At 70.2% G+C, this 23,251-nt stretch carries 25 protein-coding genes and 2 pseudogenes; 13 read left to right on the top strand and 14 right to left on the bottom strand.

Annotated features, from left to right (window positions below; genetic code table 11):
* The 6 genes and pseudogenes from OG435_RS35290 to OG435_RS35310 all read left to right on the top strand — a co-directional run bounded on the left by OG435_RS35290 (position 1) and on the right by OG435_RS35310 (position 4,873).
* On the top strand, positions 1-1,245 hold the full coding sequence (locus OG435_RS35290) for a hypothetical protein (protein WP_266883249.1): 1,245 nt from the start codon (positions 1-3) through the stop codon (positions 1,243-1,245).
* 382 nt (positions 1,246-1,627) lie between these two features.
* Positions 1,628-2,411 (top strand): annotated as a pseudogene (locus tag OG435_RS35295) (IS30 family transposase); the annotation flags it as partial.
* A 200-nt stretch (positions 2,412-2,611) separates the two neighbouring features.
* Positions 2,612-2,977, top strand: a complete 366-nt coding sequence (locus OG435_RS50450) for a helix-turn-helix domain-containing protein (RefSeq protein WP_353962792.1) — start codon at positions 2,612-2,614, stop codon at positions 2,975-2,977.
* Positions 2,935-3,294, top strand: a pseudogene (locus OG435_RS35300) (transposase); the annotation flags it as partial. The gene OG435_RS50450 and the pseudogene OG435_RS35300, both read left to right, overlap by 43 nt.
* Before the next feature lie 149 nt (positions 3,295-3,443).
* Positions 3,444-3,578: a hypothetical protein gene (locus tag OG435_RS35305; protein ID WP_266883251.1), complete on the top strand. Its 135-nt coding sequence runs from the start codon at positions 3,444-3,446 to the stop codon at positions 3,576-3,578.
* Between the two features lie 8 nt (positions 3,579-3,586).
* Complete coding sequence (locus OG435_RS35310; protein ID WP_266883253.1) at positions 3,587-4,873, top strand: MFS transporter; 1,287 nt, start codon at positions 3,587-3,589, stop codon at positions 4,871-4,873.
* A gap of 51 nt (positions 4,874-4,924) precedes the next feature.
* Here OG435_RS35310 and OG435_RS35315 read toward each other — a convergent pair whose 3' ends face one another.
* Complete coding sequence (locus tag OG435_RS35315; RefSeq protein ID WP_266883255.1) at positions 4,925-6,562, bottom strand: glycoside hydrolase family 13 protein; 1,638 nt, start codon at positions 6,560-6,562, stop codon at positions 4,925-4,927.
* 40 nt (positions 6,563-6,602) lie between these two features.
* Positions 6,603-7,625, bottom strand: coding sequence for a helix-turn-helix domain-containing protein (locus tag OG435_RS35320; protein ID WP_266883257.1), 1,023 nt, complete (start codon positions 7,623-7,625; stop codon positions 6,603-6,605).
* 143 nt (positions 7,626-7,768) lie between these two features.
* Between OG435_RS35320 and OG435_RS35325 the strand changes: the two genes are divergently transcribed.
* The gene (locus tag OG435_RS35325; RefSeq protein WP_266883259.1) at positions 7,769-8,797 is read left to right on the top strand and encodes a saccharopine dehydrogenase family protein; all 1,029 of its coding nucleotides are present in this window, start codon (positions 7,769-7,771) and stop codon (positions 8,795-8,797) included.
* A 47-nt stretch (positions 8,798-8,844) separates the two neighbouring features.
* Here OG435_RS35325 and OG435_RS35330 read toward each other — a convergent pair whose 3' ends face one another.
* Positions 8,845-9,426 carry a hydrolase gene (locus OG435_RS35330; protein WP_266883261.1) on the bottom strand — a complete coding sequence of 194 codons (582 nt, stop codon included), beginning with the start codon at positions 9,424-9,426 and terminating at the stop codon, positions 8,845-8,847.
* 40 nt (positions 9,427-9,466) lie between these two features.
* Positions 9,467-9,904, bottom strand: a complete 438-nt coding sequence (locus OG435_RS35335; protein WP_266883263.1) for a MarR family winged helix-turn-helix transcriptional regulator — start codon at positions 9,902-9,904, stop codon at positions 9,467-9,469.
* 186 nt (positions 9,905-10,090) lie between these two features.
* Between OG435_RS35335 and OG435_RS35340 the strand changes: the two genes are divergently transcribed.
* Positions 10,091-10,708, top strand: a complete 618-nt coding sequence (locus OG435_RS35340) for a GOLPH3/VPS74 family protein (protein WP_266883265.1) — start codon at positions 10,091-10,093, stop codon at positions 10,706-10,708.
* A gap of 39 nt (positions 10,709-10,747) precedes the next feature.
* Here OG435_RS35340 and OG435_RS35345 read toward each other — a convergent pair whose 3' ends face one another.
* Positions 10,748-11,845: a terpene synthase family protein gene (locus OG435_RS35345; RefSeq protein WP_266883267.1), complete on the bottom strand. Its 1,098-nt coding sequence runs from the start codon at positions 11,843-11,845 to the stop codon at positions 10,748-10,750.
* A 206-nt stretch (positions 11,846-12,051) separates the two neighbouring features.
* Here OG435_RS35345 and OG435_RS35350 point away from each other — a divergent pair, with 206 nt between their 5' ends.
* Both OG435_RS35350 and OG435_RS35355 read left to right on the top strand, forming a co-directional pair.
* Complete coding sequence (locus tag OG435_RS35350; RefSeq protein ID WP_266883269.1) at positions 12,052-13,032, top strand: hypothetical protein; 981 nt, start codon at positions 12,052-12,054, stop codon at positions 13,030-13,032.
* 66 nt (positions 13,033-13,098) lie between these two features.
* Positions 13,099-13,233 (top strand): hypothetical protein, encoded by a 135-nt coding sequence (locus OG435_RS35355; RefSeq protein WP_266883271.1) that lies wholly within the window; start codon positions 13,099-13,101, stop codon positions 13,231-13,233.
* Positions 13,234-13,331: 98 nt separating this feature from the next.
* Here the strand turns inward: OG435_RS35355 and OG435_RS35360 are convergent, their stop codons facing one another.
* A complete protein-coding gene (locus OG435_RS35360; protein WP_266883273.1) occupies positions 13,332-13,574 on the bottom strand; it encodes a hypothetical protein in 243 nt (80 codons plus the stop codon).
* Positions 13,575-13,832: 258 nt separating this feature from the next.
* On the opposite strand from OG435_RS35360, the gene OG435_RS35365 reads away from it, so the two are divergent.
* Complete coding sequence (locus tag OG435_RS35365) at positions 13,833-14,873, top strand: vWA domain-containing protein (protein ID WP_266883275.1); 1,041 nt, start codon at positions 13,833-13,835, stop codon at positions 14,871-14,873.
* Positions 14,874-14,981: 108 nt separating this feature from the next.
* Here the strand turns inward: OG435_RS35365 and OG435_RS35370 are convergent, their stop codons facing one another.
* Together OG435_RS35370 and OG435_RS35375 are read right to left on the bottom strand one after the other, a co-directional pair.
* A complete protein-coding gene (locus tag OG435_RS35370) occupies positions 14,982-15,374 on the bottom strand; it encodes a YciI family protein (RefSeq protein WP_266883277.1) in 393 nt (130 codons plus the stop codon).
* Positions 15,375-15,535: 161 nt separating this feature from the next.
* Complete coding sequence (locus OG435_RS35375) at positions 15,536-16,072, bottom strand: hypothetical protein (protein WP_266883279.1); 537 nt, start codon at positions 16,070-16,072, stop codon at positions 15,536-15,538.
* A gap of 179 nt (positions 16,073-16,251) precedes the next feature.
* Here OG435_RS35375 and OG435_RS35380 point away from each other — a divergent pair, with 179 nt between their 5' ends.
* Entirely contained in the window at positions 16,252-16,866 is a 615-nt protein-coding gene (locus tag OG435_RS35380; protein WP_266883281.1) for a hypothetical protein, read from the top strand.
* Between the two features lie 233 nt (positions 16,867-17,099).
* Positions 17,100-17,363: a hypothetical protein gene (locus tag OG435_RS35385; RefSeq protein WP_266883282.1), complete on the top strand. Its 264-nt coding sequence runs from the start codon at positions 17,100-17,102 to the stop codon at positions 17,361-17,363.
* On the opposite strand, the gene OG435_RS35390 is transcribed toward OG435_RS35385, so the two are convergent.
* The 6 genes from OG435_RS35390 to OG435_RS35415 all read right to left on the bottom strand — a co-directional run bounded on the left by OG435_RS35390 (position 17,360) and on the right by OG435_RS35415 (position 23,207).
* Positions 17,360-18,100, bottom strand: coding sequence for a class I SAM-dependent DNA methyltransferase (locus OG435_RS35390; protein WP_266886366.1), 741 nt, complete (start codon positions 18,098-18,100; stop codon positions 17,360-17,362). The two genes, OG435_RS35385 and OG435_RS35390, sit on opposite strands and share 4 nt — an antisense overlap.
* Before the next feature lie 330 nt (positions 18,101-18,430).
* Complete coding sequence (locus OG435_RS35395; RefSeq protein WP_266883284.1) at positions 18,431-19,993, bottom strand: multicopper oxidase family protein; 1,563 nt, start codon at positions 19,991-19,993, stop codon at positions 18,431-18,433.
* An 81-nt stretch (positions 19,994-20,074) separates the two neighbouring features.
* Positions 20,075-20,470 carry a 2'-5' RNA ligase family protein gene (locus tag OG435_RS35400; protein ID WP_266886368.1) on the bottom strand — a complete coding sequence of 132 codons (396 nt, stop codon included), beginning with the start codon at positions 20,468-20,470 and terminating at the stop codon, positions 20,075-20,077.
* Between the two features lie 31 nt (positions 20,471-20,501).
* The gene (locus OG435_RS35405) at positions 20,502-21,893 is read right to left on the bottom strand and encodes a M1 family metallopeptidase (protein ID WP_266883286.1); all 1,392 of its coding nucleotides are present in this window, start codon (positions 21,891-21,893) and stop codon (positions 20,502-20,504) included.
* Between the two features lie 114 nt (positions 21,894-22,007).
* Positions 22,008-22,487: a DUF3515 family protein gene (locus OG435_RS35410; protein WP_266883288.1), complete on the bottom strand. Its 480-nt coding sequence runs from the start codon at positions 22,485-22,487 to the stop codon at positions 22,008-22,010.
* 54 nt (positions 22,488-22,541) lie between these two features.
* The gene (locus tag OG435_RS35415; protein ID WP_266883290.1) at positions 22,542-23,207 is read right to left on the bottom strand and encodes a lysophospholipid acyltransferase family protein; all 666 of its coding nucleotides are present in this window, start codon (positions 23,205-23,207) and stop codon (positions 22,542-22,544) included.
* Positions 23,208-23,251: the final 44 nt, after the last annotated feature.

The following is a 23,251-nucleotide window of genomic DNA, read 5'->3' on the forward strand; positions in this document are numbered from 1 at the left end:
ATGGAGATAGCAGTCGCGCGGAATCTCATGGACGTCATCAGAGAGTGTAGCGCAGATGAGCTGAGGGCGTTGGGGGCAATAGCGGCGAAGGGGGTTTATGGCAAAGTTGTCCCGGTAACCAGCTATGAAGAAGTGACTAGGCCTACGACGTCGGTGGCGGTCCAGACCAAGGGGACTCAGGCCAAGGCGACTCCGGCCAAGGCGACTCCGGCCAAGGGGACTCAGGCCAAGGCGACTCAGGCCAAGGCGACTCCGGCCAAGGGGACTCAGGCCAATAAGCCCATTGACAACAATAGGGCGGCGGCGATAAAGATCAGCCAGGGAAAGGGACCGAATCCGAACATCCTGACCCGTCACAGGAAGCTTGTCCTCGGGTCGCGCAAGCTCCAGGAATTCCTGGAGGGGGTGAACAAGGATGAATTCGCTGAATCAATCGAGGCCCTCGCAACGAAAACAACCCATTCCGAGGTGCTTATCAAGAAACTTTTGACCAACTGGGAGGCCGAGCCATTCGATAATATAAACCTACAGCTCCAGGCAATCGTGGATGACTTGACAGCATTCATCAATGAACACAACAGTGGCACTGATGGCGATATTGTTCGCACGATCCGAAAGTCCTTCCGAGGCGAAATTCTCAAAAGTATGACGAAAGAGGCCAGCCTCACTAATAAGGCCAAGAACTCGGCCGAGACCCAAGCTAAGGAAAGGAAGCAGGCCGCTAAGGACCGGGAAACCAAAAATGCTTCGAAACGGGATCCATCGCGTCAAACTTACTATTCGAAGGTCAACGCCGTGGAGGCAGAATATGCGGAGCGGCTGGAATTGCAGCAGCCGAAGCAGGGGGTGTTGTGTTTCGTTAACTTCGATGGCCAGGAGGTCATCGCCAGGTCGACCGGAAAGGACAACAACGATGTGGTCCGCGACTACATCAATGCTGCAGCGGAGCTCCACCGCACGCCTGGGCAAACGGGCGCTCGGAAAAGTGATGGCACCGGATACAGAGACGGGTCCTGCTGCTGTGAGACCAGGGCCCTCATGCGCTACGCGAACACGAAGAAGATCAATTCCGAAGCTAAGCTGATCGAGCTGCTTAAGACAATGACAGTCACGTCGTACTCATTCGAATGGCGCGCTGATCGTGAAAATGGTGCTGGCTGGTCTTACCTGAAGCCCTGTGCGAACTGTGAAGGCTGGATGCGCCTTTACGGTTGGAAGTCAATTTACAATCCGGATGTGGCATGATAGGTGCATCGATTCACTGAGCCTCTTTCGGCTTGAGATTTATCCTCGACGCCTCGGATTCGAACCGGCTGTGAGCGGTCTGTCCGGAACGTCTTTGGGAGAGCCGTGAAATGGAAGCGGCCGTTCCTGTTCTCGGAGTGACTACTCCCGGAACTAGAACGGCCGTTGACATGAGTATCCCGAGGGTCTGTGCGCTGTCGAACTGGCAGGCGCCCTGACCCGCTCCCGCCTCGGCTACTACGACTGTCCCTACCGGCGTGCGGACGCCCTCTTCGAGCTGACCGATGCCGTGCTGTGCGCGGACGGTCCGGTGCGCTCGCCGGTGGAACTGGCCCTGGGCGGTTTCCATCGGTGGTCGCGACTCCTGAAAGGAGTCGGTCCGATGTCGAGGTATCCGCCGAACCGTTTGCCGCTGTCTGTGCCGAAGAGGTACTTCGAACTGCGTAGAGGCGGCCTGAAAGGGGCTGCCGCTGCCCGCCAAGTGGGCGTGTCCACCAGCGCGGGCTCGCTGTGGTTCATCAAGGCTGGTCGCACGCTTCTCCCCGACAAGCCCGTCGATGACCGCTACCTCACGCAGGACGACCGCATCGCGATCGCCGAAGGACTACTCGCCGGCCGTACTCCCGGGCAACCAGGCCATCCTGCGCCGACGCCGGGAGAAGTTCCAGACAAGCAACGAACCGCGTGCCTTCGTCAATGACAAGCTGAAGCAGCACTGGTCACCGCAGCAGATCACCCGTCACCTCACCCGCGCCCTCTACCGCGGACACCTGGACAAGCGCACCGCCCGGTTGAGGACCCGGCGCTCCCGCCGGAAGAAGCAGCGCCGCGGCATACCGTCCAAGAACGCCATCCCGAACATGCGGCCGGTTCACACCCGGCCCGGCGAGGCAGAAGCCAGACAACGAGCGGGGCACTGGGAGGGCGACCTCACCGTCGGAAAGGCACAGGCCCCCGCGATCGGCACCCTCGTCGACCGTGCCACACGCTACGTCCGGCTCATCCACCTGCCTCGAGGCTGGAAAGCTCGACTGCTCCGCCAGTACTTCCCGAAAGGCACGAACCTCTCCCACTACACCGCCCGCGACCTCGCGCAAGTCGAACGTGAGCTCAACGAACGCCCCCGCCTGGTCCTCGGAGACCGAACACCGGCCGAGGCCATGAGACGCTGGTCAAGAGAACTCGCCTATCCGATCGTGTCTTCTACGACGATCCCGGCGAGCCCGTCTACCGGGTCAAGGGCGGCAGGCCCGCACGCCACGGACGCCGGCTCACCCTCGCGTCGCCGGACAGTTGGCGCGAACCCGACCGACGCACCTGCAACGACACCCGCTACGGGCCGGCCACGGCCCAGTGCTGGGACCGCATGCACCCGCAACTCCAGCGTCGCGGCCCCTGGGCCCAGGACGTCCCTGCCGATGCGGAGATCGCCCGACAGCTGCACTGCTCACAAGCGGCGGTGCGCAAGTGGCATGGCCGATTTGCCCGCAGCGGCATGGCGGGGCTGACGGACGCTGCGCGTTCGGGGCGCCCGCGCCGCTATCTCGCCCTCCCACGTCGGCCGGCTCCTGGCCGACCTGGACCGCAAGCCCCACCAGGTGACCGGCTGGCTCACCCGCCGCGACACCCCCGGGGTCGGGGAGCGCGCGAAGGCGATCTGCGAGCTGTACCGCAACCCGCCAGGAGTTCGCGTACGTCCGCCACGGCACCGCGTCCGTCATCGCCGCCCTGAACGTGACCAGCGGAGAAGTCCTCACCGAGGTCATCAACAACGCGGCGACGTTCACCGCCTTCCTGGACCGGCTGGAGGCGGCCATCGACCCGGCCCGGGAGATCCACGTCGTGCTCGACAACGGCTCCTCGCACACCGCCAAGCACACCAAGGCCTGGCTGGCGAAGCATCCGCGCTGGCACGTGTACGGGACCCCACCACACGCCTCCTGGCTCAACCAGGTCGAACTCGTCTTCTCCGCCCTCGCCCGCCGAGTCCTGCGGTACGGCGACTTCGCCAGCCGCGACGACCTCATCGGCACATGGACGCCTACATGATCCAGCGGAACGAGACCGCCCACCCGTTCCGCTGAACCTACGACGGCAGCCCGCTCAAGGCCACCTGACCGCAGCGGGCACCCCTTCACGAACTCTCGCGGAGCAGCACTGGGCCGTATCCGCGATGTCGTTTGGTCGTTCCTCCGTTCGTGACGCCCGAAGGCCCGCCTCCGCCCCGCAGGCGCTACGTCGTCGCGGCCGTGGGGTGCGCCGGGGGGATAGTCGGTCTGGACCAGACCGTCGTCGCGATCGCACTCGATCCGATGGCGCACAGCCTCGGCTGACCACCTTCATGATGCACGGCGTGGTGGTCGTCTACGTCCTCGCGCTGGCCGCGTTCGTACCGGTCGGGGGCATGCTGGCCCGCAGGATCGGCCGGCTGACCACCTTCCGGGCCGGCGCCGAGCTGTTCGCCATCGCGTCGGGGCTGTGCGCGCTCGCCCCGTCGGGTGACGGCGCCGAGCCCTACCTGATCGCGGTGAGGGCAGTTCAGGGCGTCGGTGGCGCGCTGATGATGCCGGTGACCACCTCCGTGATCGCGGACGTGTACGAGGAACAGGACCGGGGCCGGGCCCTGGCCGTCTACGCCGGCCTGGCACAGCTCTTCCTGGTCCTCGGCCCGATCGTGGGCGCGGTCCTCACCCAACTCCTCGGCTGGCGCTCCGTCTTCCTCGTCAACCTGCCCGTCGGCGCGGCCTGCCTGTGGATGATCGCCCGGGCGCGGCTGGGCAATCGGGCCCAGGGCGGCGCCCTGTCCGTGGTCCAGCCCCTCGTGGTGATCTTCTCCCTGGTCGTGCTCGTCCTCGGGCTGTACCAGTGCGGGGTCTGGGGCTTCACCGACGCCAGGACCCTCACCGCGCTCGCGACCGGCGCCGGGGCGATGTACGTGGCGGTGCGGCTCATCCTGAACTCCCGCCGGCCCCTCCTCGACCTGCGACTGCTGGGCATCCGCCCGTACGCCGTGGCCGTGGCGCTCACCTTCCTGGTGCAGGGACCCCAGCTGATCGTGCTGGTGCACGGCACCGTCCACCTGCGCCAGGCCCTGGGCCTCTCGCTCCTCGCCACCGGAACCTCCCTGCTGCCCCTGGTCGCCGCCTCGGCGGCGGGAACCTTCCTCTCCGGGTACCTGCTGGACCACTACCGCTCGGTCCGGGTGCCCGTTCTGCTCGGTCTGACGGCGGCCGTCGCCGGCGCGGTGGCCTGGACGACCGCCCTGCCGTCGCGCGAGTACCTGTGGCAGGTCCCCGGGATGCTCCTCGCGGGAGTCGGAATGGGTCTGCCGTTCCCCGCCCTGAGTGCCGAGCTCATGCGGGCGGTTCCCCCGGACAAGAGGCCCGACGCCTCCGTCCTGCGCCAGAGCATCCGGCAACTGGGCGGTGCGGTCGGGCTGGCGGCGGTGGGGGCCGCCGCTCTGGCCGCCCATGAGAACACCGCCGACCGGACGGGCGTCATCACCGTCGCCGCCACCTCGGCGGCCTTCGCGGTCGCGTGCTGCGTCCTGGCCGCCACCCTGCCCCTGGCAGTCGGCACCCTGCCGCGCAGGGTCCGTACGGGCGGACGGCGGAACGCGAGCCGGTGACCCCCGGCCCGCCGTACCCGTAGCGGCACGACGGGCCTGCGATACGGCTGCTCAGCGCAGCCAGACCGCGGTGTCCGGGGGCAGGGTTCCGTTCTCCATGGAGCCACTGGCGATCAGGACCTCGGTGTGGTCCGGCAGCGGAAGGGGACTTCCCGAGAGGTTCGCCAGGCAGCGTACGGAGGACCCTGCCGCGGTGCGGGCGAAGGCGAGCACGCCCGCCCGGGCGGGCAGCCAGCTGAACTCGCCTTCGAGCAGGGCCGTTCGGGCGGACCGCAGGGCCAGTGCCCGGCGGTAGAAGCCGAGCATCGAGTCCGGGTCCGCGCTCTGCTCGCGCACGCTCAGGCCGTCCCACGCGGCCGGCCGGGGCAGCCAGGACCTCGCGTCCGGTGCCTCGTCCCCCCAGAGGAGGGGGACCCGGCAGCCGTCCCGGCCGAGGTCCTCGCCCCCGGTCTGGAAGAACGCCGGGTCCTGGCGGAGCGCCGACGGGATGTCCTCGACCTCGTCGAGGCCCAGCTCGTCGCCCTGGTAGACGTACACGCAGCCCGGCAGCGCCATCGTCAGCAGGGCCGCGGCCCGGGCCCGTCGGCGTCCGAGGACGAGGTCGGCGGGGACGCCGTGCATGCGGCGGCCGTCGAGCGCGTACGAGGTGTCGGGGCGCCCGTAGCGGGTGACGTGACGGGTGGTGTCGTGGTTCGACAGGACCCAGGTGGCGGCGGCGCCGACCGGGGCGTGCTCGGCGAGGGTGGAATCGATGACCGTGCGCAGGGCCGTCGCGTCCCAGGGGCTCTGGAGGAAGGGGAAGTTGAACGCCGTGTGCAGTTCGTCCGGGCGCAAGTACCGGGCGAAGCGCTCCGGGTCGGCAGTCCACACCTCGCCCACGAAGACCGGGTCGTGGTCGTAGGCGTCGAGGACCTTGTGCCAGGCGCGGTAGACGTCGTGGACGCCGTCCTGGTCGGCCCAGGGCAGGGGCCCGCTCTCGTGGTCGGGCAGCGCCGGGTCCTTGACGAGGTTGTCGGCGACGTCGATGCGGAAGCCGTCGACGCCCCGGTCGAGCCAGAAGCGCAGGATCGACTCGAACTCCGCGTGGACCTCGGGATTCTCCCAGTTGAAGTCGGGCTGCTGGGGAGCGAACCGGTGCAGGTACCACTCGCCGGGCGTGCCGTCGGCCTCGGCCACCCGCCGCCAGCCGGGGCCGCCGAAGGCGGACTGCCAGGTGTTGGGCGGTAGTTCGCCGTGCTCACCGCGACCGGGGCGGAACCAGAAGCGTGCGCGCTCGGGCGAGCCGGGGCCGGCCGCGAGGGCCGCGCGGAACCAGGGGTGCTGGTCCGAGCAGTGGTTGGGGACGATGTCGACGATGACCCGGATGCCCGCGTCGTGCGCCTCGGACAGCAGCGCCTCGGCCTCGGCCAGGGTGCCGAACATCGGGTCGATGTCGCGGTAGTCGGCGATGTCGTACCCGCCGTCGGCCATCGGGGACGGGTACCAGGGGCTGATCCACACCGCGTCCACGCCGAGTTGCCGCAGGTACGGAAGCCGCGCGCGGATCCCGGCGAGGTCGCCGATCCCGTCGCCGTTGCCGTCCGCGAAACTGCGCGGATAGATCTGGTAGATCGCGGCACTCCGCCACCAGGCGGAAGGTGTCGCGGGACGGGGTTCGGTGGCTTCGGGGAGGGCCTCGGGAGTCGCCATGCGGCGAATCTAGGGAGGGTCCTCCGGTGCCGTCAACGGTTCACCTGATTCTTTTGATCGCTATCGATCGATGTGATCGGAAACGTACGGGGCGCTGCTCACCCCGTGGCGTGGGCCGGGGGGGGGTCCGGGAGCGGAACGTACGGCGGTAGGTGTCCGGCGGGACGCCCACCGTGCGGGCGAAGTGGCGGCGCAGGGTGGTGGCGGTGCCCATGCCGGTGGCCGTCGCGATGGTGTCCACGGTGTCGTCGGTGGTCTCCAGCAGCTCCTGGGCGTGCCGGATGCGCTGGGTGAGCAGCCACTGCAAAGGGGTGGTGCCGGTCACCGACCTGAAGTGGCGGCCCAGGTGGCGTGAGCTCATCCGGGCCCGACGGGCCAGGTCTTCCACGGTGAGCGGTTCGTCGAGGCGTTCGAGCACCCAGGGGAAGAGGTCCGCGAGCGGATGGTTGCCGGGGGTGGGCACGGGGGTGGTGACGAACTGGGACTGGCCGCCGTCGCGGTGCGGCGGGACGACCAGCCGGCGGGCGATCTTGTTGGCGACGGCGGAGCCGTGGTCGAGGCGCACCAGGTGCAGGCACAGGTCCATGGCGGCGGCCTTGCCGGCGGAGGTCAGCACGCTGCCGTTGTCCACGTAGAGGACGTCGGGGTCCACGGTGACGAGGGGATGGCGCCAGGCCAGTTGCTCGGTGTGCGCCCAGTGCGTGGTCGCGCGCTTGCCGTCCAGCAGGCCGGCGGCGGCCAGGGCGAAGGCGCCCGTGCACAGGGAGGCCACGCGCGCGCCGGCCTGGTGAGCGGCGCGTACCGCGTCGATGAGCTCGGCCGGCGGGTCCCGGTCGACGTCGGCCCAGCCGGGGACGATCACGGTGTCCGCTCGCGCGAGGTGGTCGAGGCCGTGGTCGGGTTCCAGGCGGAAACGGTCGATGCGTACGGCGTCCGGTCCGCAGAGCGAGAACTCGTACCAGGGGTCGACGAGGTGGGTCAGGTCGGAGCCGAAGACCTCGCAGGCCAGGGACAGTTCGAAGTGCAGCATGCCGTCGGTGACGGCCAGCGCGACATGGGGCATGTCCGGAAGTGTACGGGTCATGTCGTTCCGGACAGTGGTGCGGGGATGCCGTCGCGCGAAAGGATGCTCACGACAGAGGGCGGCGGGCCCCGAGGGTCCGCGGCGGGTCATCCGGGTACGGGCGATTACAGGGGAGCGGGACCATGGGATCAGGTCAGACGGTGGCGGTGTTCGGCGCTTACGGGCACACCGGCCGGTTCGTGGTGGCGGAGCTGGTGGAGCGGGGTTTCGTGCCGGTGCTGTCGGGCCGCGACGGCGAGAAGCTGAAGACGCTGGCGTACGAGACAGGTCTGGAGGCCCGCCCGGCGACGGTGGACGACCCTGACGCACTGGACCGCGCGCTGGCCGGAGCGGCGGCCGTGATCAACGCCGCCGGGCCCTTCGCCGCGACGACGGGCCCCGTGATCGAGGCGGCCCTGCGGGCCGGGATCCCCTACCTGGACGTGGCCGCCGAGCTGGAGGCCAACATCGACACCTTCGCGCACTTCGCCGACCGGGCGCGGGACGCCGGGGCGGTGATCGTCCCGGCGATGGCCTTCTTCGGCGGCCTGGGCGACCTGCTGGCCACGGCGGCGATGGGCGACTGGACCGGGGCCGACGAGGCGCACATCGCGTACGCCCTGAGCAGCTGGCACCCCACCGCCGGGACGCGGCTCTCGGGCGCGGTCTCGCGCGAACGGCGCGGTGAGGGGCGCATGCGGTACACGGGCGGGCAGTGGGAGTACCGCACCGACGCCGCGCCCACCGTCGAGTGGCGGTTCCCCGAGCCGATGGGTGCCCGGCAGGTGATCGGGGAGTTCACGATGGCCGACGTGGTGACCGTGCCCAGTCACCTGTCGATCCCGGACGTGACCACCTACATGACCGTGGAGGCGGTCCGTGACATCGCGGCCCCCGGCACGCCGGCGCCGTCCGCGGCCGACGACAGCGGACGGTCCGACCAGACCTTCCTCGTCGACGTGGTCGTCCGCTCGGGCGGCGCCGAACGCCGCGCCGTGGCCCACGGGCAGGACATCTACGCCGTCACGGCCCCCCTCGTCGTGGAGGCCCTGGAGCGCGTCCTGTCCGGGCGTACCCGCGCGGTGGGCGTCGCCTCCGCGGGCGAGATCTTCGACGCGGCCGACTTCCTGCGCGCCCTGTCCCCGCACATCACCCTGGAGTTGCTCCCGTAGCGGAGGGGGTGCCCGGGTAAACCGCGGTCAGCCGCAGTCAGCCGCAGTCAGCCGCCGAGGTTCTTCAGGGCGGTCAGGATCTCGTCGGTGGAGCGGACCTGCCCGATCCTGGGGAAGATCTTCCCGAAGGTGTGGGCGTGCGCGTCCGCGTCCAAGTCGGTCGTGGCGTCCTCGGCGAGGACGAGGTCGTAGCCGTGCTCCCAGGCGGAGCGGGCGGTGGACTCGACACCGATGCTGGTGGCGATGCCGGCGAGGACGATCCGTTTGACGCCGCGGCGGCGCAGCTGGAGGTCGAGCTCGGTGCCGGTGAAGGCGCCCCAGTGCCGCTTGGTGATCACAATGTCGTGGACCCCGGTGGTCAGCTCGGCCGGGAGCGCGGAGAACTCGGCCGGGGGCGCGGTGGCGGGACCGGGCCGGTCGGTGCGGGTGGGGGGCAGGTCGCCGCCGTCCGGGGACCAGGCGACCTTCACGAGGATGACGGGCAGGCCGGCCGCGCGGAAGGCGTCCGCGAGCCGGATGCCCTGGGAGAGGATCCGCTCGGCGGGGGTGACGACGGGCAGGGCCAGAATGCCCTTCTGAAGGTCGATGAGGACCAGGGCGGTGTGCTGGTCGAGCGTGATCTCGGACATGCGTATGCCTTCCTACGAGGGTCGGGGGCGTGGAGCCCGGTCAGTCCTCGGCCAGCCGTCGCAGTACCGGGAGGGCCTGGGCGAGGACGTCCAGCTGCGCCGGGGTGAGGCATTCGGTGAGGCGCTGGACGAGCAGGTCGTGGCCCACCCCCTCGCGGTGGGCGAGGAAGGTGCGGCCCTTGTCGGTGAGGGAGATGAGCTGGCGGCGCCCGTCCGTGGGATGGGCGGTGCGTTCGACGTAGCCGTCCGCCTGGAGCGCGTTGACCGTGGCCATGACCGACTGGGGGCGGACCCGTTCGGCTCGTGCCAGTTCGGTGGCCGTGTGTACGCCGTCGCGCTTCAGACGCTTGAGGACCGAGGTCTGGGAGAGCGTGACTCCCCCTTCGGCCGACGCGGCCCGCAGCTGGCGGACCAGGAGCCCCACGGTCATCTGGAGCTCTTCGGCGATCTGGTGCAGTGGCGGCTTCTCATCTTCCACGGCACCACCATAAGGGACATATAGGAAAACTGCAAAGGTTATCTTTCTATTTCCGACCGCTGCGGGAAGCCGACGTCTTCGGAAATGTGACGTCTTACGAACGGCCGCGCTCGGGGCCGTCCCCGGGTGACCGCACTAATCGATAATGGGTCAGCGCCTTGCCTGCACGGACGAGAGGAGCCCTTGATGACCACACCGCGGGACTTGCTGATCATTTCCATGGACGCGGAGTCCGGGCGGACCGCCGAACAGGGTGAGCTGTCGCTCGCGCTGGCGGGGGCCGAGGTCGTCGACCTCCTCGCCGCAGGGGCCGTGGGGCTCGACGGCGATGACATCGTGCCGACCCCGGGCGAGCCGGCGGCGCTCGTTGATCCCCTGCTGGACGCGGCAGCGGCATCGCTCGTACGGGAGGCGCCGTACGAGTCCGTCACCGACTGGCTGTGGCGCAGGGGGCTCGGCCTGTCCGCGAACTATCAGGCCGTGCTCGAAGAGGACGGGCAGCTCGTACGGCGACGCCGCCGCGGATTCTCCCTCCGGGCCGGCGAGCTGGTGCCGGCCGATTCGCCGGCCCGGGGGCGCGCCGAGGAGCGGTGGACCTCGCGGGAACCCGTGCTCGTGCTCCTGACCGAGGCCCTCGGGGGCGGCACCGACCGGGGCGCGGACGCTCCGGACGTGGCCGACGACGCCGTCGCGACGGTACTGGCCGCCGTCAACGACGCGGTGACGGAGCTGGCGGGCGTACGACAGCGCCGGGCCATCGAGAACGCGGCCTTCGACAACATCTGGCGCGCCACCGGCGGATGACGACGGAGCCGCGGGGTCCGGTCCGGGTCCGGACCCGGCTCAGACAGAAGCCGGCGGATCACCGTCGACGGCCCACCACCAGGCGATCGATGCGATCGGAGGGGGTGTGAGGGGGGCGTGGTCCCGGGGGTCGTACGCGGTTGCCGTCGGCCGGGGCTGATGGTGGCTGCCGTCCGGTTGCCCGGGGTGGTAGCGGAAGGTCGCACCGCACCAGTCCCGCGCACCGTGGACGTACTGGGTGAGCGCGTCCAGGTACCGCTGGATCCTCGGGTCTGCCGGGGCCTTCGCGGTCTGCCGGCCCAGGTGGACGAACCGGCGCATGATCGAGTCCCGGAGCGCGGACGCGGCTTGCAGTCCCTGCCCGGGTCTGGCGCCCGGTCCTGGTCCTGGCCCGTGGGCTTGCCCCGCCCCTGGCCCTGGCCTATGCGGGCCTTCCAGGAGGGTGATCAGGTTGCCGCTGCGGCTGCCGCGTCGGCGCTCCTTCGCGAAGGAGTGGATGTCGCTGTCGACCACGACGATCCCGGCCGCCATCTCGGTCAGCGCACGGATCCGCCGGTCCTCCCACAGCGGCGCGGGCAGCGCGGAACCGGCCGCGTCCAGCAGTACGGGTACGGCCAGGGCGGCTCCCGAGTGCATGCGGGTGAGCAGGTAGTCGCTCACCTCCTGCGGGCCCGCCGGTACGGTCGCGTCGGCGCCGATGCGGGCCTCGGCGAGGAAGTAGCCGCGCATCGCGTCGACCCACCTCCTGACCTGTACCGGGGTGGCGATCGCGTCCACACGGAGCCGGATGTCGCGCAGGGCCAGGCCGAAGGGGTCCGCGTCGAGGGGGACCTCGGGGGCCTCGATCGTCCGCTGGAGGCGGGTCACCATCGTGAGCATCTCCGTGGAGGTGAGGCTCGGGAGGTCCTCGTCGCAGAGGTCGTCGAAGGCGAACACCCACACGGCGAGATCGCTGAGCAACTGGGCCGCGAACGGGTCGGCGTACGGTGCGATCCGCACCGCGATCCGGTTCAGCCCCGCGCTCATCCGCGCACAGCGCTCCGGCCCCCCGCCCAGGCCGAACCGGCTCATGAACTCCGCCGAGCGTGCGTCGGCGCCGTCGGCGTGGTCGGTGTCGTGCGTCCGCGTTCCTGGCATGCGTCTTGCTCCCCGGGTGACGGTGGTAACGCGCGGAATGGGCGCTCGGTCGACCTCCTTCATTGAACGCGGAACGATTCCTCGGCCACAACGGGCAACCGGGAGCACTCGTGGGGCGCCAGGAGCGCGCCGCGCGCCGCCCGGGCCGGCAGAGCACCGGGGCGGGAACGTGCCTACGCTGGAAGGGATCGCTGAGAGGTGAGGTCATGACAGCGAGACGCGCGGCAGCACTGCGCTCCAGGCGTCGGACGCCGGTCGTCGCCGTGGTCTGCGCCGTCGCCGCGGCGTGTCTGGTTGCCGCAGGCCCGCAGGACGGTTCCTGCCGGACCGCTCCCCCGGACAGCTTCTGGCACGCTCCCGTGGACACGCTTCCCGTCCACCCGGACTCGGCGCGGTACGTCGCCTCGATCGGCGCCGCCGAGCCCCTGCACCCGGACTTCGGATCGGGGCTCGTCGACGGTCAGCCCTTCGGCATCCCCATCACCGTCTCGGACACGACGGTGCCGGAATCGCGGGTCTCGCTGGACATCGCCGAGGAGAGCGACGCGTCCGGGTACCGGATCCCGCGGGACGCCGCGATCGAGAACGGTCCGGCGAGCACCGGGGACCGCCACGTCGTCGTCTGGGACCGCGCCCTGTGCAGGTCCTACGAACTCTGGAACGCGACGCAGCAGGGCGACCACGTCTGGCACGCCGGCTCGGGCGCGGTCTTCGACCTGCGCAGCCACGCGCTGCGCCCCGCCGACTGGACCTCGGCCGATGCCGCCGGCCTCGCCATCCTGCCCGGGCTCGTCCGCTACGAGGAGGCCGCGGGCGGGCTGGTCGACCACGCGATCCGGATGACGGTGCCCCGCACGGACCAGAGCTACGTCTGGCCGGCACGGCACCAGGCGGGTGCGGCGGCGGACGACTCGCTGCCGCCGATGGGACTGCGGCTTCGGCTCAAGAGCTCGGTGGACACCTCGGCCCTGGGACCTCAGGCCAAGGCCGTCGCCGAGGCGCTCAAGAAGTACGGGGCCATCGTCGCCGACAACGGGTCGGCCTGGTACCTCACCGGTGAGGAGAACCCGGGCTGGGACAACGAGCAGCTGGGCGCGCTCAAGGGCTTCAAGGGTTCGGACTTCGAGGCGGTCGACGCGTCCGGACTCCAGCGGTCCCCCGACTCCGGAGCGGTGGCACCCCGCTGAGAGGAATGCCCCTCCTGCCCGCAGAAAGCTCCGCGGCGGCACGGAAAGGGGTGGGGCAGCGCCCGCGTGCTCACCGGCTTCGCGGTGGCGGTGGTGGGCGGCGGGCTGTTCCTGCTGCGCGAGCGGCTGGCCCGGAACCTGCGGCCGGCCACGGTGATGGCGCTGGCCGGGATCGGGCGGGCACGGGGATGTACGCGCTGACCGAGGTCACGGCCTGGTGGCTGTACGTACCGCACCGCGGGGGCGGCGGACGTCGCCGTCCGACCGCCCCCGCGCGCGCCGGCCGAAGCCGGACGGTACTAGGCGCCGAGGTGGCCGCCCTTGAGCCACTCGGCCTCGCCGTCCTTGGCGCAGGAGGAGGTGTAGGCGGGGCCGAACGGCGCCGGGACGGCGGCCGCGGACGAGCAGTTGGACGAGAAGGCCTTGTGGCCGCCCGAGAAGTAGTCGATGTCGACACCGTCGTTGGCGAGGGCCGCGCCGGCGCCGCCGAGCAGGATGCCGGCGGCCAGGACGGAGGCGGTGACGGCAGAGCGGATACGCATTGGTTCCCCTAAGGACTTAAGGATCTGGCGACGCTCCCATGGGCGGACGCGTCAGCCGATTCAACGCCCGGCGGGGCCGACAGGAACGACCGTTCACTCGAACGCCACTGGCGTAACGTTTCGACACGTCATATGAGGTCTCCCGTTGCCCCGTTCGGGTCCGGCCGGGGTCCCCTCGTCCGGGCTCGAAGCCATGATCGATTGTCAGTGGTGGATGAGACGGTAGGAGCATCCAGTCGGAAACGAGGGGGAGCTTCCATGTCCGGAAACCAGAACTACATCAACCACGTCGCTCTTGTGTTGGATGCCAGTTCGTCCATGTCCCACCTGAGCCGCAAGGTCGTCGAAGTGGCCGACCAGCAGATCGCGTACCTGGCCCGCCGGTCGGGTGAGCTGGACCAGGAGACCCGCGTCACCGTGTACGTCTTCGCGGACAAGGTGGAGTGCGTCGTCTACGACAAGGACGTGCTCCGGATGCCGTCGCTCAAGCAGCTGTACCGGACCGGTGGAATGACCGCGCTGCTCGCGGCCTCGCTGAAGTCACAGCGCGAGCTGGCGCAGACGGCTCAACTGTACGGCGACCACAGCTTCCTGACGTTCGTGCTCACCGATGGGCAGGAGAACGCCAGCCACCGCGCCCCGGACGCCCCTTCGCGCAATCCGCGTGAGCTGGTCAAGGCCGTGGCCGAGATGATCGAGACGCAGGAGGACAACTGGACGCTGGCCGTCCTCGTGCCGGACCAGATGGGCAAGCGGGAGGCCATGCAGTGCGGGTTCCCGAAGGAGAACATCGCCATCTGGGACGCCACGAGCACGCAGGGTCTGGAGGAGGCCGGGCAGGTCATCAAGGAGGCCACCGAGAAGTTCATGGTGGGCCGCGCCAAGGGGATCCGGGGATCGCGGGCGGTGTTCTCCACGGGCGCGGAGGTGGTCAACAAGGACACCATCGAGGCGGCCGGTCTCACTCCGGCGGATCCCTCCGCGTACCACCTGATCCCGGTGGCGCGTGACGCGGCGATCCGGGAGTGGGTCGTCGAATCCGGGCACACCTACCGCACGGGTGGCGCGTTCTACCAGCTCAGCAAGGCCGAGAAGATCCAGGCGAAGAAGCAGATCGCGGTGCTGGAGAAGAAGACGGACCGGGTGTACACCGGTCCGCAGGCCCGGGCCCTGCTCGGCCTGCCCGCCGTGGAGGCACGGGTCAAGCCGGACCACAACGAGGAGTTCACGATCTTCGTGCAGAGCACCAGCGTCAACCGGAAGCTCGTATCGAACACCCGTCTGCTGCTGATGGTCTGACACCTCGTGCCCCGCCTCGTCCTCCGCCTCGCACCCCGCCGTCCGGGCCCGGACGGCGGGGTGAAGGGGAGCGAGGGAGGCTGGAGGTACGCGCTCGGCCCGCTCGGCTCAGCACTGGGTCGGGTCCCCGGGGATCGGGTGCACTTCGACCGGGTCGCTGCCCGGCTTCCCTCCCGGGCCGGGACAGGCCGATGCGCGTGCGGCGATTTCCAGAGCCCGGTCCTCGCTCTTGACGTCGACCAGCCAGTACCCGGCCAGGACGGTTCCCTCGTAGGCCGGCCCGTCGGTCACCTGGGGCGGCCCGTCGCCTGCGGCCCGTACCGTCTTGACCAGCGAGGGCCCACCGAGACCCTGCCCGTCCACCCATTCGCCGGCGGCGGTGATGTCCTCGTTGAGGGCGTTCATGTGGGCGAACATGGCCTTCATGTCGTCCTCGGAGTACGACGACATGATGGCGTCCCACTCGGCGGCAGGCACGTTCATCTGGATCATGTACTTCATGTTCCTCACCCTTCCGGGGCGGCTGCTGGGGCTTCGGTCTCTCACAGGGATAGACAGCCGGTCGCCGCGAAACTCATCGGTCTCCCAGCACCAGATCACGGAAAGCCGGTGGGCGCCCCCAGAGCCGCTCTTCCGAGGGACGGGACGGGGTGCGTCATGCGTCAGGCTTCTTCCGCTCCGGCCAGGGCATTGGTGATCAGGCGGGTGGCGAAGTCGGGATCGCCCGTCATGCGGTTGATGTACTCCGCGAGGAGGAAGGCCGTGGCTTCCAGCGGGTTCATCTCCGCCTCCGTCCAGTCTCCGTACTGCTTGCGCCACAGATTGGGGCTCAGGCCGGTGCCCGCGGCGATGACGAGTCCTGCCATGGTGGGGATGGCCTCGGGGCGGACGCTCCTGGGCATCATGCGCATCGTGGCGACGATGTTGGGCACGACGTACTCGATGACGTCCTTGCCGTGCTCCTCGTGCGCCTTGCGCAGCCAAATCATGAACATGTAGATGAGCGTGCACGCCCCGTCCAGCAGGTCGTCGGCTTCCTGGGGGCCGAGGGACGAGGCGTACTGGTCGATCAGCGCCTGCTGTTCGGGGTCCATCCCGGTCTTGCCGTCGTGAATGCCTTTGAGCCGAGAATCGATCATCAACAGCGCTGCGCCCACATCACCCGCGGGAGCGTGCTCGGGGTCGTACTGCGATGCCACAGATTCCTCCACAGGTCACCACGACGGACGGCTCGGCCGTGGTCCGCACACTAGACGGCCCGATCGACGGGGACCGCCCACTTGGCTTTCCGTCACACCCAGGTGCACCGCCCGCCGGGTCGTCCCATTTCCGGACACCCCCACGGAGTCCTGCCACCCCGGAGCTGGAGAATGTGCCCATGGACGCAGAACTCGGCGCGATATTGCCTCGCCGTCGCACGGGGGAAGAACCCCTCCACCTGGACGGCTCCGCCCACGGCAGCCTGCTCGGCTTCTGGGCGTGGGCGTACTCGGGACTCACGGGCAACACGCTCCGGGGAGCGCTCGCCGAGTACATCGTCGCCAGCGCGCTCGGGGTGGCCGCAGGGGGGACTCGGGTGGACTGGGACTCGGTGGACATCCGGGTGCCCGGCGGACCCAAGGTCGAGGTCAAGTCGGCCGCCTACCTCCAGGAGTGGAGCCAGGCCAGGCTGTCCACCATCACCTTCTCCATCGCTCCCGCCGAGGGCTGGGACACGGTCACCGGGGTGGTGGACCCGGCCCGCCTGCGCCGCGCGGACGTGTACATCTTCTGCCTCCTCAAACACACGGACAAGAAGACCCTGGACCCCCTGGACCTCACCCAGTGGTCCTTCTACGTCCTCCCGACCTCCGTCCTCGACGAGCACAGGCCCGGCCAACGCAGCCTGAGCCTCTCCTCCTTGCTCTCCCTGAATCCGGTGCACACCGGCTTCACCGGCCTACGCGCCGCCGTACTCCGCCCGGCCCCGGACCTTCGGGGCCCCGCCATGTGAGGATGCAGCCCATATGGCTTCAAGGTCCGCGAGTTGAGGAGCATCATGCGGATGCGGATACGAACCACCCCGGTCGTTCACGGCTTCATCGGCCTCCCGGTGCCTGCGAGGAGGCTCGCCGGTCTCTCCCTGATCGCCGGCTGCGCGCTGCTCCTGACGGCTGCACGGAACCGGAGCGCACCGCTGCGCCGGTCGGACCGACGGCGACCAGTACGGCCGCGCCGTCGGCCGCCGTGGCGCTGGCCGAGCGCTACCACCGAGCGGGCGGCGACGAGAGCGTGTACGCCATCCAGCAGGAGGCGGGGCCCGACGCGGCTCCGCTCCTCATCCTCCGGACCACGCACACCGATGCGGACCACTCGCTCTTCGAGAAGCAGCGGGATTCCGTCGTTTCGTACCTCACCCGGTTCGAGCGGCTCTCCACGTCCGAGGGCTACCTCATGGACGTGTTCGGCGGGGACGGGTCCCTGCTCCACCGGTTGGACGCCCGTTCCTAGGCAGGCTTGCGCCACACGGAGATGTGCTTCGCGGAGTCCTGGGTGAACGGCGCCCCGCTCCAGTCCGCGACGCGACGTTCCCTCTCGAGCCCGGCGATCCGTGCCATCAGGTCGAGCTCCGCCGGCCAGGCGTAGCGGTGCCGGGAGTCGTCGCGGCGGTAGCGGCCGTCGTCGCCGTCGCGGGTGAGGTGGTGGGAGACGAGAACCTGCTCGACCAGGTCGAAGGTGTCGAAGCCGAGATGCTGCTCGGAGACGTCGAACGGCACCGCGATCTGGCCGGGTGGCAGGAACCGCAGCGGCGGTACTCCCAGCTCGATGACGAAGCGGCCGCCGGGCTCGAGATGGCGTGCGGCGTTGCGGAAGCACTCGACCTGCTCGTCCTGCGTGAGCAGGTTCGTGATGGTGTTGTAGACGAGGTAGACCAGGGTGAACGAGCCGGGAACGACCGTGGTGGCCATGTCGCCGATGACCACCGGGAGGGTGTCCTCGTCGATCTTTCGCCGCAGTACCGCGGCCATGTGCTCGGACAGCTCGATGCCCACGACCGGCACGCCGCGTTCCCGGAGCGGGATGCCCACCCGTCCGGTTCCGATGGCGAACTCCAGTGCCCGGCCGTCTCCGGCGAGCTCGGCGAGGAAGCCGAGAGTCGGTCCGAGAACGGAGGCCGAGGTCATCTCGGCCTCCTCGGCGTCGTAGCGGTCGGCGGTCGCACGGGTCCACAGCTCACTGCTCGTCACGGGCGGCCACTTTGCCGCGTCCCGAGGGGCACTGTCGACGCATTTTCCTCCCCCCAACCCCTTCGGTGCGCCCGCGTCGTCTTCGCCGTCGCGGCCGTAGCCGGATTCGGGTCCGGAGACGAGGGTGGACTGGTCCTGCTGCTCCGGCTCCGCGAGCACCTGCTCCCACTGGGATGGCTCGCCCAGGCCGCGCTGACCGGGGCGGTCCTCCGGGGCATCCACCGCGGGAACGTCGATGGACTGTCGGCTGCTTCAACGGCGACGACGAGGACAACTCGCTCACGCAGACCGTGTGGACGGCTCCCGACCCATCGGCCAGTCGCACCGGCACTAGTGCTGGTGCGCGCCTGAGGTGGGCGGGAGCTTGGGGGGCGATGACGGCTGGCCCGGGTCTGCCACGGTGAACTGGCCCATCATGCCTTCGTCCTCGTGGTAGAGGAGGTGGCAGTGGTACATGTACGGGGTGTCCGGGTCGGCCGGGCCCTCGAAGCGCATGGCTATGCGGACCGTCGTGCCGGACGGGATGAAGACGGTGTCCTTCGGTCCGCGCAACGGCGGTGGCGGGGCAGCGCCGTTGATGTCGAGCACGCGGAACTGGACATCGTGGACGTGGAAGTTGTGCGGCATCCCGTCGTTGTTGCGCAGGGTCCAGGTCTCGGCCGTGCCGCGGGTGACCGTCTCGTCCACCCGTGACATGTCCATCTTCCGGCCGTTGATACCGGACATCCTGAGCTCGAAGAAGCGGCCGCGCACCGAGTCCTCGCCGGTGGGGAGTGCCGAGGCCGCCAGGGCCTCCGGCAGCTCGGCCGACGGTCGCAGGGTGGGGGCACCGCGCAGCTGCAGCACGTCGAAGGAGTCGTCGCCGCCCCCGAAGCGCTGGTTCCAGAAGTCCAGGCCGGCGTCCAGGGGGTGGGAGCGCAGGACCGTACGCTCGCCCGGCCGTATGCGTACGACGATCTCCGCGCGCTCCCCCGGTGACAGGCGCAGGCGGTCGGTCGTGTGCGGGGCTTCGAGGAGGCCGCCGTCCGAGGCGATCTGCCGGAACGCCCGGTCGTCGTCGAAGCCGAAGGTGTAGACGCGGGCGGCGGAGGCGTTCAGCAGGCGCAGCCGGACCAGCTCGTCGCGGACGGTGACGTACGGGTCCAGCGTGCCGTTGACCATCGTCCGGTCACCGAGGAAGCCCACGTTGCGCATCAGTTTGTGGCCGTGGTCGAAGGCCGCGCCGTCGAAGGACACGTCCTGGACGATGACCGGTAGGTCGTCGACCCCGTAGGTCCTGGGCAGGGGCAGGGCCGCCGACTGCGCGTCGTCCAGGAGGAACAGGCCCGCGAGGCCGCGCTGCACGTGCGACTCGGTCGCGCCGTGCGGGTGCGGGTGGTACCAGAGGGTCGAGGCCGGCTGGTCGACCGTCCACTCGGGGGCCCAACTGCCGCCCGCCGGAACCGTCTGGTGCGGGCCGCCGTCCATCGCGGCGGGCAGGTGCATGCCGTGCCAGTGGACGGACGATGCCTCCGGCAGGGCGTTGGCCACCTTCACCCGGACCTTCTCCCCCTTCTTCGCGCGGAGGGTGGGGCCGAGGTAACTCCCGTTGAACCCCCAGGTGGGGGTCTTCGTGCCCGGCGTGAGCTCGGTCCGACCCTGCTGCATCCGCAGGTCGAAGACGCGTGTTCCGTCCGCTGCCACCGTGGACGTCGCGAGGGGCGGCACGGCGAGGGCGTTGCGGAAGTCCACCGCACCGACGGTGGACACCTTGGCTCCGGTGTAGAGCCAGGTGAAGAGCACCCCGATGACCAGAGCGAAGGTCGCGACCAGCGAACAGAGGATCAGCAGCGCCCGTTTCCAGGGCGACATGCGGCGCTTGCCGCCGGTCCCGTTCTTCCCGTTTCTCCACATGGGAACGACGCTACGGACGGCGCTCGCGCCGGACATCGGGGAGCGACCCGGGACCGCCCCCGACACCACCCCCGAGATCGTTCAGGGGCGCTGTCGGGGTCGAGGAGCGGAGTCGGCGAGTGCGAACGATGCCCGTACCCGCCACTCCGTGCCGTCGTGGACCATCAGGTCGACCGACGAGACGCGCGAGGTGAGGGGCAGCCGCCCGCCGAGGTCGGCCTCGATCTCCTCCAGGACCGCGTCCGCCTGGCCCTGAGCGATGGTCAGGTGCGGCACGATCTCGGCGAACCGGCCGCCGTACGGGGGAGCCTCGGGCCAACAGTCGGCGATCGCCTCCGTGAGCCGTAGCAGCGGCGCAGCGGGTTCCGGAGCTAGGTACAAGACGTCCGGGAGCCGTCCGCATCGCTCGAACCGCAGGTCGAACGCCTGGTGGCGGCCCAGCACGTCTTCCAGGGCGGCGTGGACGAGCCGATCGATCCGTTCGCGCCGGGGCCGGTCCCGGACGGGGTCAGAGGATTCTGTGTTCCGTCCAGAACGGGGTGAGGTCCTGGGGCGTTGCCGCCTGGGCCGCGCGTTTGAAGTCGGCGGTCGTCGAGACGCCCTGCCAGTGGTCGCGGACGTAGTCGCGCAGCATGGCCGCCATCGCCGGGGTGCCCAGGACGCGTTCCAGGTCGTGCAGGGCGCAGGAGCCGCGGCCGTAGACGACGCGGCTGTATTCCGAACGGTGGCCGTCCGCGAAGTAGGACATGGGCCGGGTGATCGCGGCCGTGACGCTGGGCCACATCGGCTGGTCCTCCCAGCAGGTGGTGGTGTCCTCCCCGTAGTACGACTGGTTCGCGTACTGGGCGAAGGATTCGTCCAGCCAGGGCGCCGCGAACTGGTCGTTGCCGACGATGCCGTAGAACCACTGGTGGGCGATCTCGTGGACGGCGGCGGACCCGTCGGGTTCGGTCCACAGCAGGACCAGGCCCGGGAACTCCATGCTGCCGAAATCGTCGAGGTTGTCGCTCATGACGAGGTCGAGCTCGCCGTACGGGTAGCGGCCGAACCGCTTCCCGAACGCGTCGACCAAGCCGGTGCCGTCCTGCAGGGCGAGGGCTACACCCTCAGGAGAAGTGGCGGCCGTCCAGTACGCGTTCAGCCGTACTCCGCCCGGCGTGGTCACCGTCTTCGACAGGAACGGGCCCGCCGCCCACGCGAAGTCCCGTACCCCGTGCGCGAGGCTGGTGGTGACCGTGCGGCCCGGTGCGCCGGCGCGGCGGGTGGTGGTGCCCGTAGCGGGGACGACGAGCGCGGCGGGGTGGTCGAGGACGACGCGGAAGTCGCCGCTCAGGGTGTAGAAGCTCTCGCCGAAGCCGACGTCGGGATCGAGGTGGCGGCCCTGGGCGTCGCGCACGGACAGCAGGGGCAGCGCGTTGCCGAGGTAGCGGTGCGCACCGTCCTTGCCGAAGCGGTGGACGCGGTCCGGGACGGTGATGTCCACGTCGAAGGAGATACTGGTCCGTGCCCCGTACGGGAGCGGCGCGGGCAGGTCGATCCGCAGGGCGGTGCAGTCGACGGTCAGCGGTCGCGGGGTGCCTCCGGTGACCCTGTCGACCCGGACCGGGGACGGTACCTCGGGGGCGCCGCAGCCGTCGGCGCCGTTGCCCCACAGCCGGACGTCGACCGAACGCAGCGGAGTGCGGGCGGAGTTGCGGAAGGACACGGTCTGGCGGCCGGTCCAGTGCGAGCCGTCGGCGTCGGCGCGCAGCGACACCTCGTAGGAGGGGCGGTCGGGCGTCGCCGTCCGCGCGGGGGCCGCGGGGGCCGCAGGTGCCTGGGCCGCGGCCGTCTGGGGGGCGCAGAGCAGGACGGATGCGAGGGCGAGCAGCAGGGCCCGCCGAATCCTGAGCGAGATCATGACCGGCACGCTAGAACGTCCGTGCGACCGGACGGGAGGGTTCCCACGCAATCGCCGCGCGGGACTTGGCGGCCCTGCGCGGTGTGGCCGTGCCGGCACGCGCTGTACCTAAGGTCAGGTCTCGCCCAGGCCGATGCATCTGGACTGCTGGGGGATGTCCCGCACGGCCTTGTCCATGACGGCCAAGGCGTCGCCGGCGAGCAGGTCGTCCTCCTCGAAGGCCAACTCCACCGAGGGGACGCGCCCGTAGGTGGTGAGCACCCGCGGCCCCGCGCGCTCGGCCCGCTCCTCGTCGAGGACCCAGTCGGTGCCGTTGACGTTCATGCAGGTGTCGACCGTGGGCGCGAGGGGTTCGACACCGCAGCGCAGCACGATGGTGCCACCACCCCAGCTCGCGGCGCCGGCCCCCTCCACCGAGTCGCGCTGCTTCCCCAGCAGTTCGTCGGGGAGCCGCGCCAGGACCCGGCGGCAGTGGGGATCGGCGGCGAAGGGGCCCGGCTCCACGGATCGTGCGGCGGTCAGGGCGAAGGCCCCAACGGCCGCGAGCCCCAGCACCCCGAGACCGGCCAGGAGGGCCTGCTTCTTCCGGTCCACTTCGCTCTCCCCACCGACCGGCCCTACTCCGCTCGGAACGGCTCCCCGATGACCCTACCCACTCGATGACGCGTGGGCGCAGGCGAGACCGGACAGTGCGGTGTGCCAGGCCGAGGTGACCGCCCCGTGGGCCGCGGCCGTTGCTTCGGGTACGCCGCCCGGCAGGAACAGCGGGGCGCCCACGTGGACGTGTACGCGTGGCCGGCGGACCGGGGCCGTGAGCACTCCGGCGAGCTGTTTGGCCGTCGTCCCGGAGCACACGCGGCGTACGCCGGCCTGGCCGACGGGGCGGACCGGTGCCCCGGTGGCCAGGGCGAGGCGGGCCAGCCCGCTGCGGAAGGGCAGGGGCGCGGCCTCCCCGGCGTCGCGGCGGGCGGGGATCCCGCCCTCCCCGTACATCAGCACGCACCGCCCTGCCGCCAGCGCCCCGGCGGCGTCGGCGAGCGAACGCGCCGCGGAGGCCGTTCCCCGGTGGACCGGGATGTGCCCTTCACGGGCGAGCACCCTCCCGAGCACCGGGATCCGCCACAGCCCGGCCGTGGCCATGATCACGGGGTCGACGCCGAGCCGGCGCAGGGCGGCGACCACGATGACGGGGTCGGCCAGGCTGGTGTGGTTGGCCGCCAGGATGGTCCCGCCGGCCACGGGGCCCGATGCGCCTTCGGACACGGTCATCCGCCCGAACACCGGAGCGAGGGCGGCGGCGACGTGGCTGATCATGGATTCGAACCTCCGGGACGGGGTGTGCGTCTTCCTGCCCCCAG

The sequence above is a fragment of the Streptomyces sp. NBC_01264 genome (genome assembly GCF_026340675.1).
Lineage (GTDB): Bacteria > Actinomycetota > Actinomycetes > Streptomycetales > Streptomycetaceae > Streptomyces.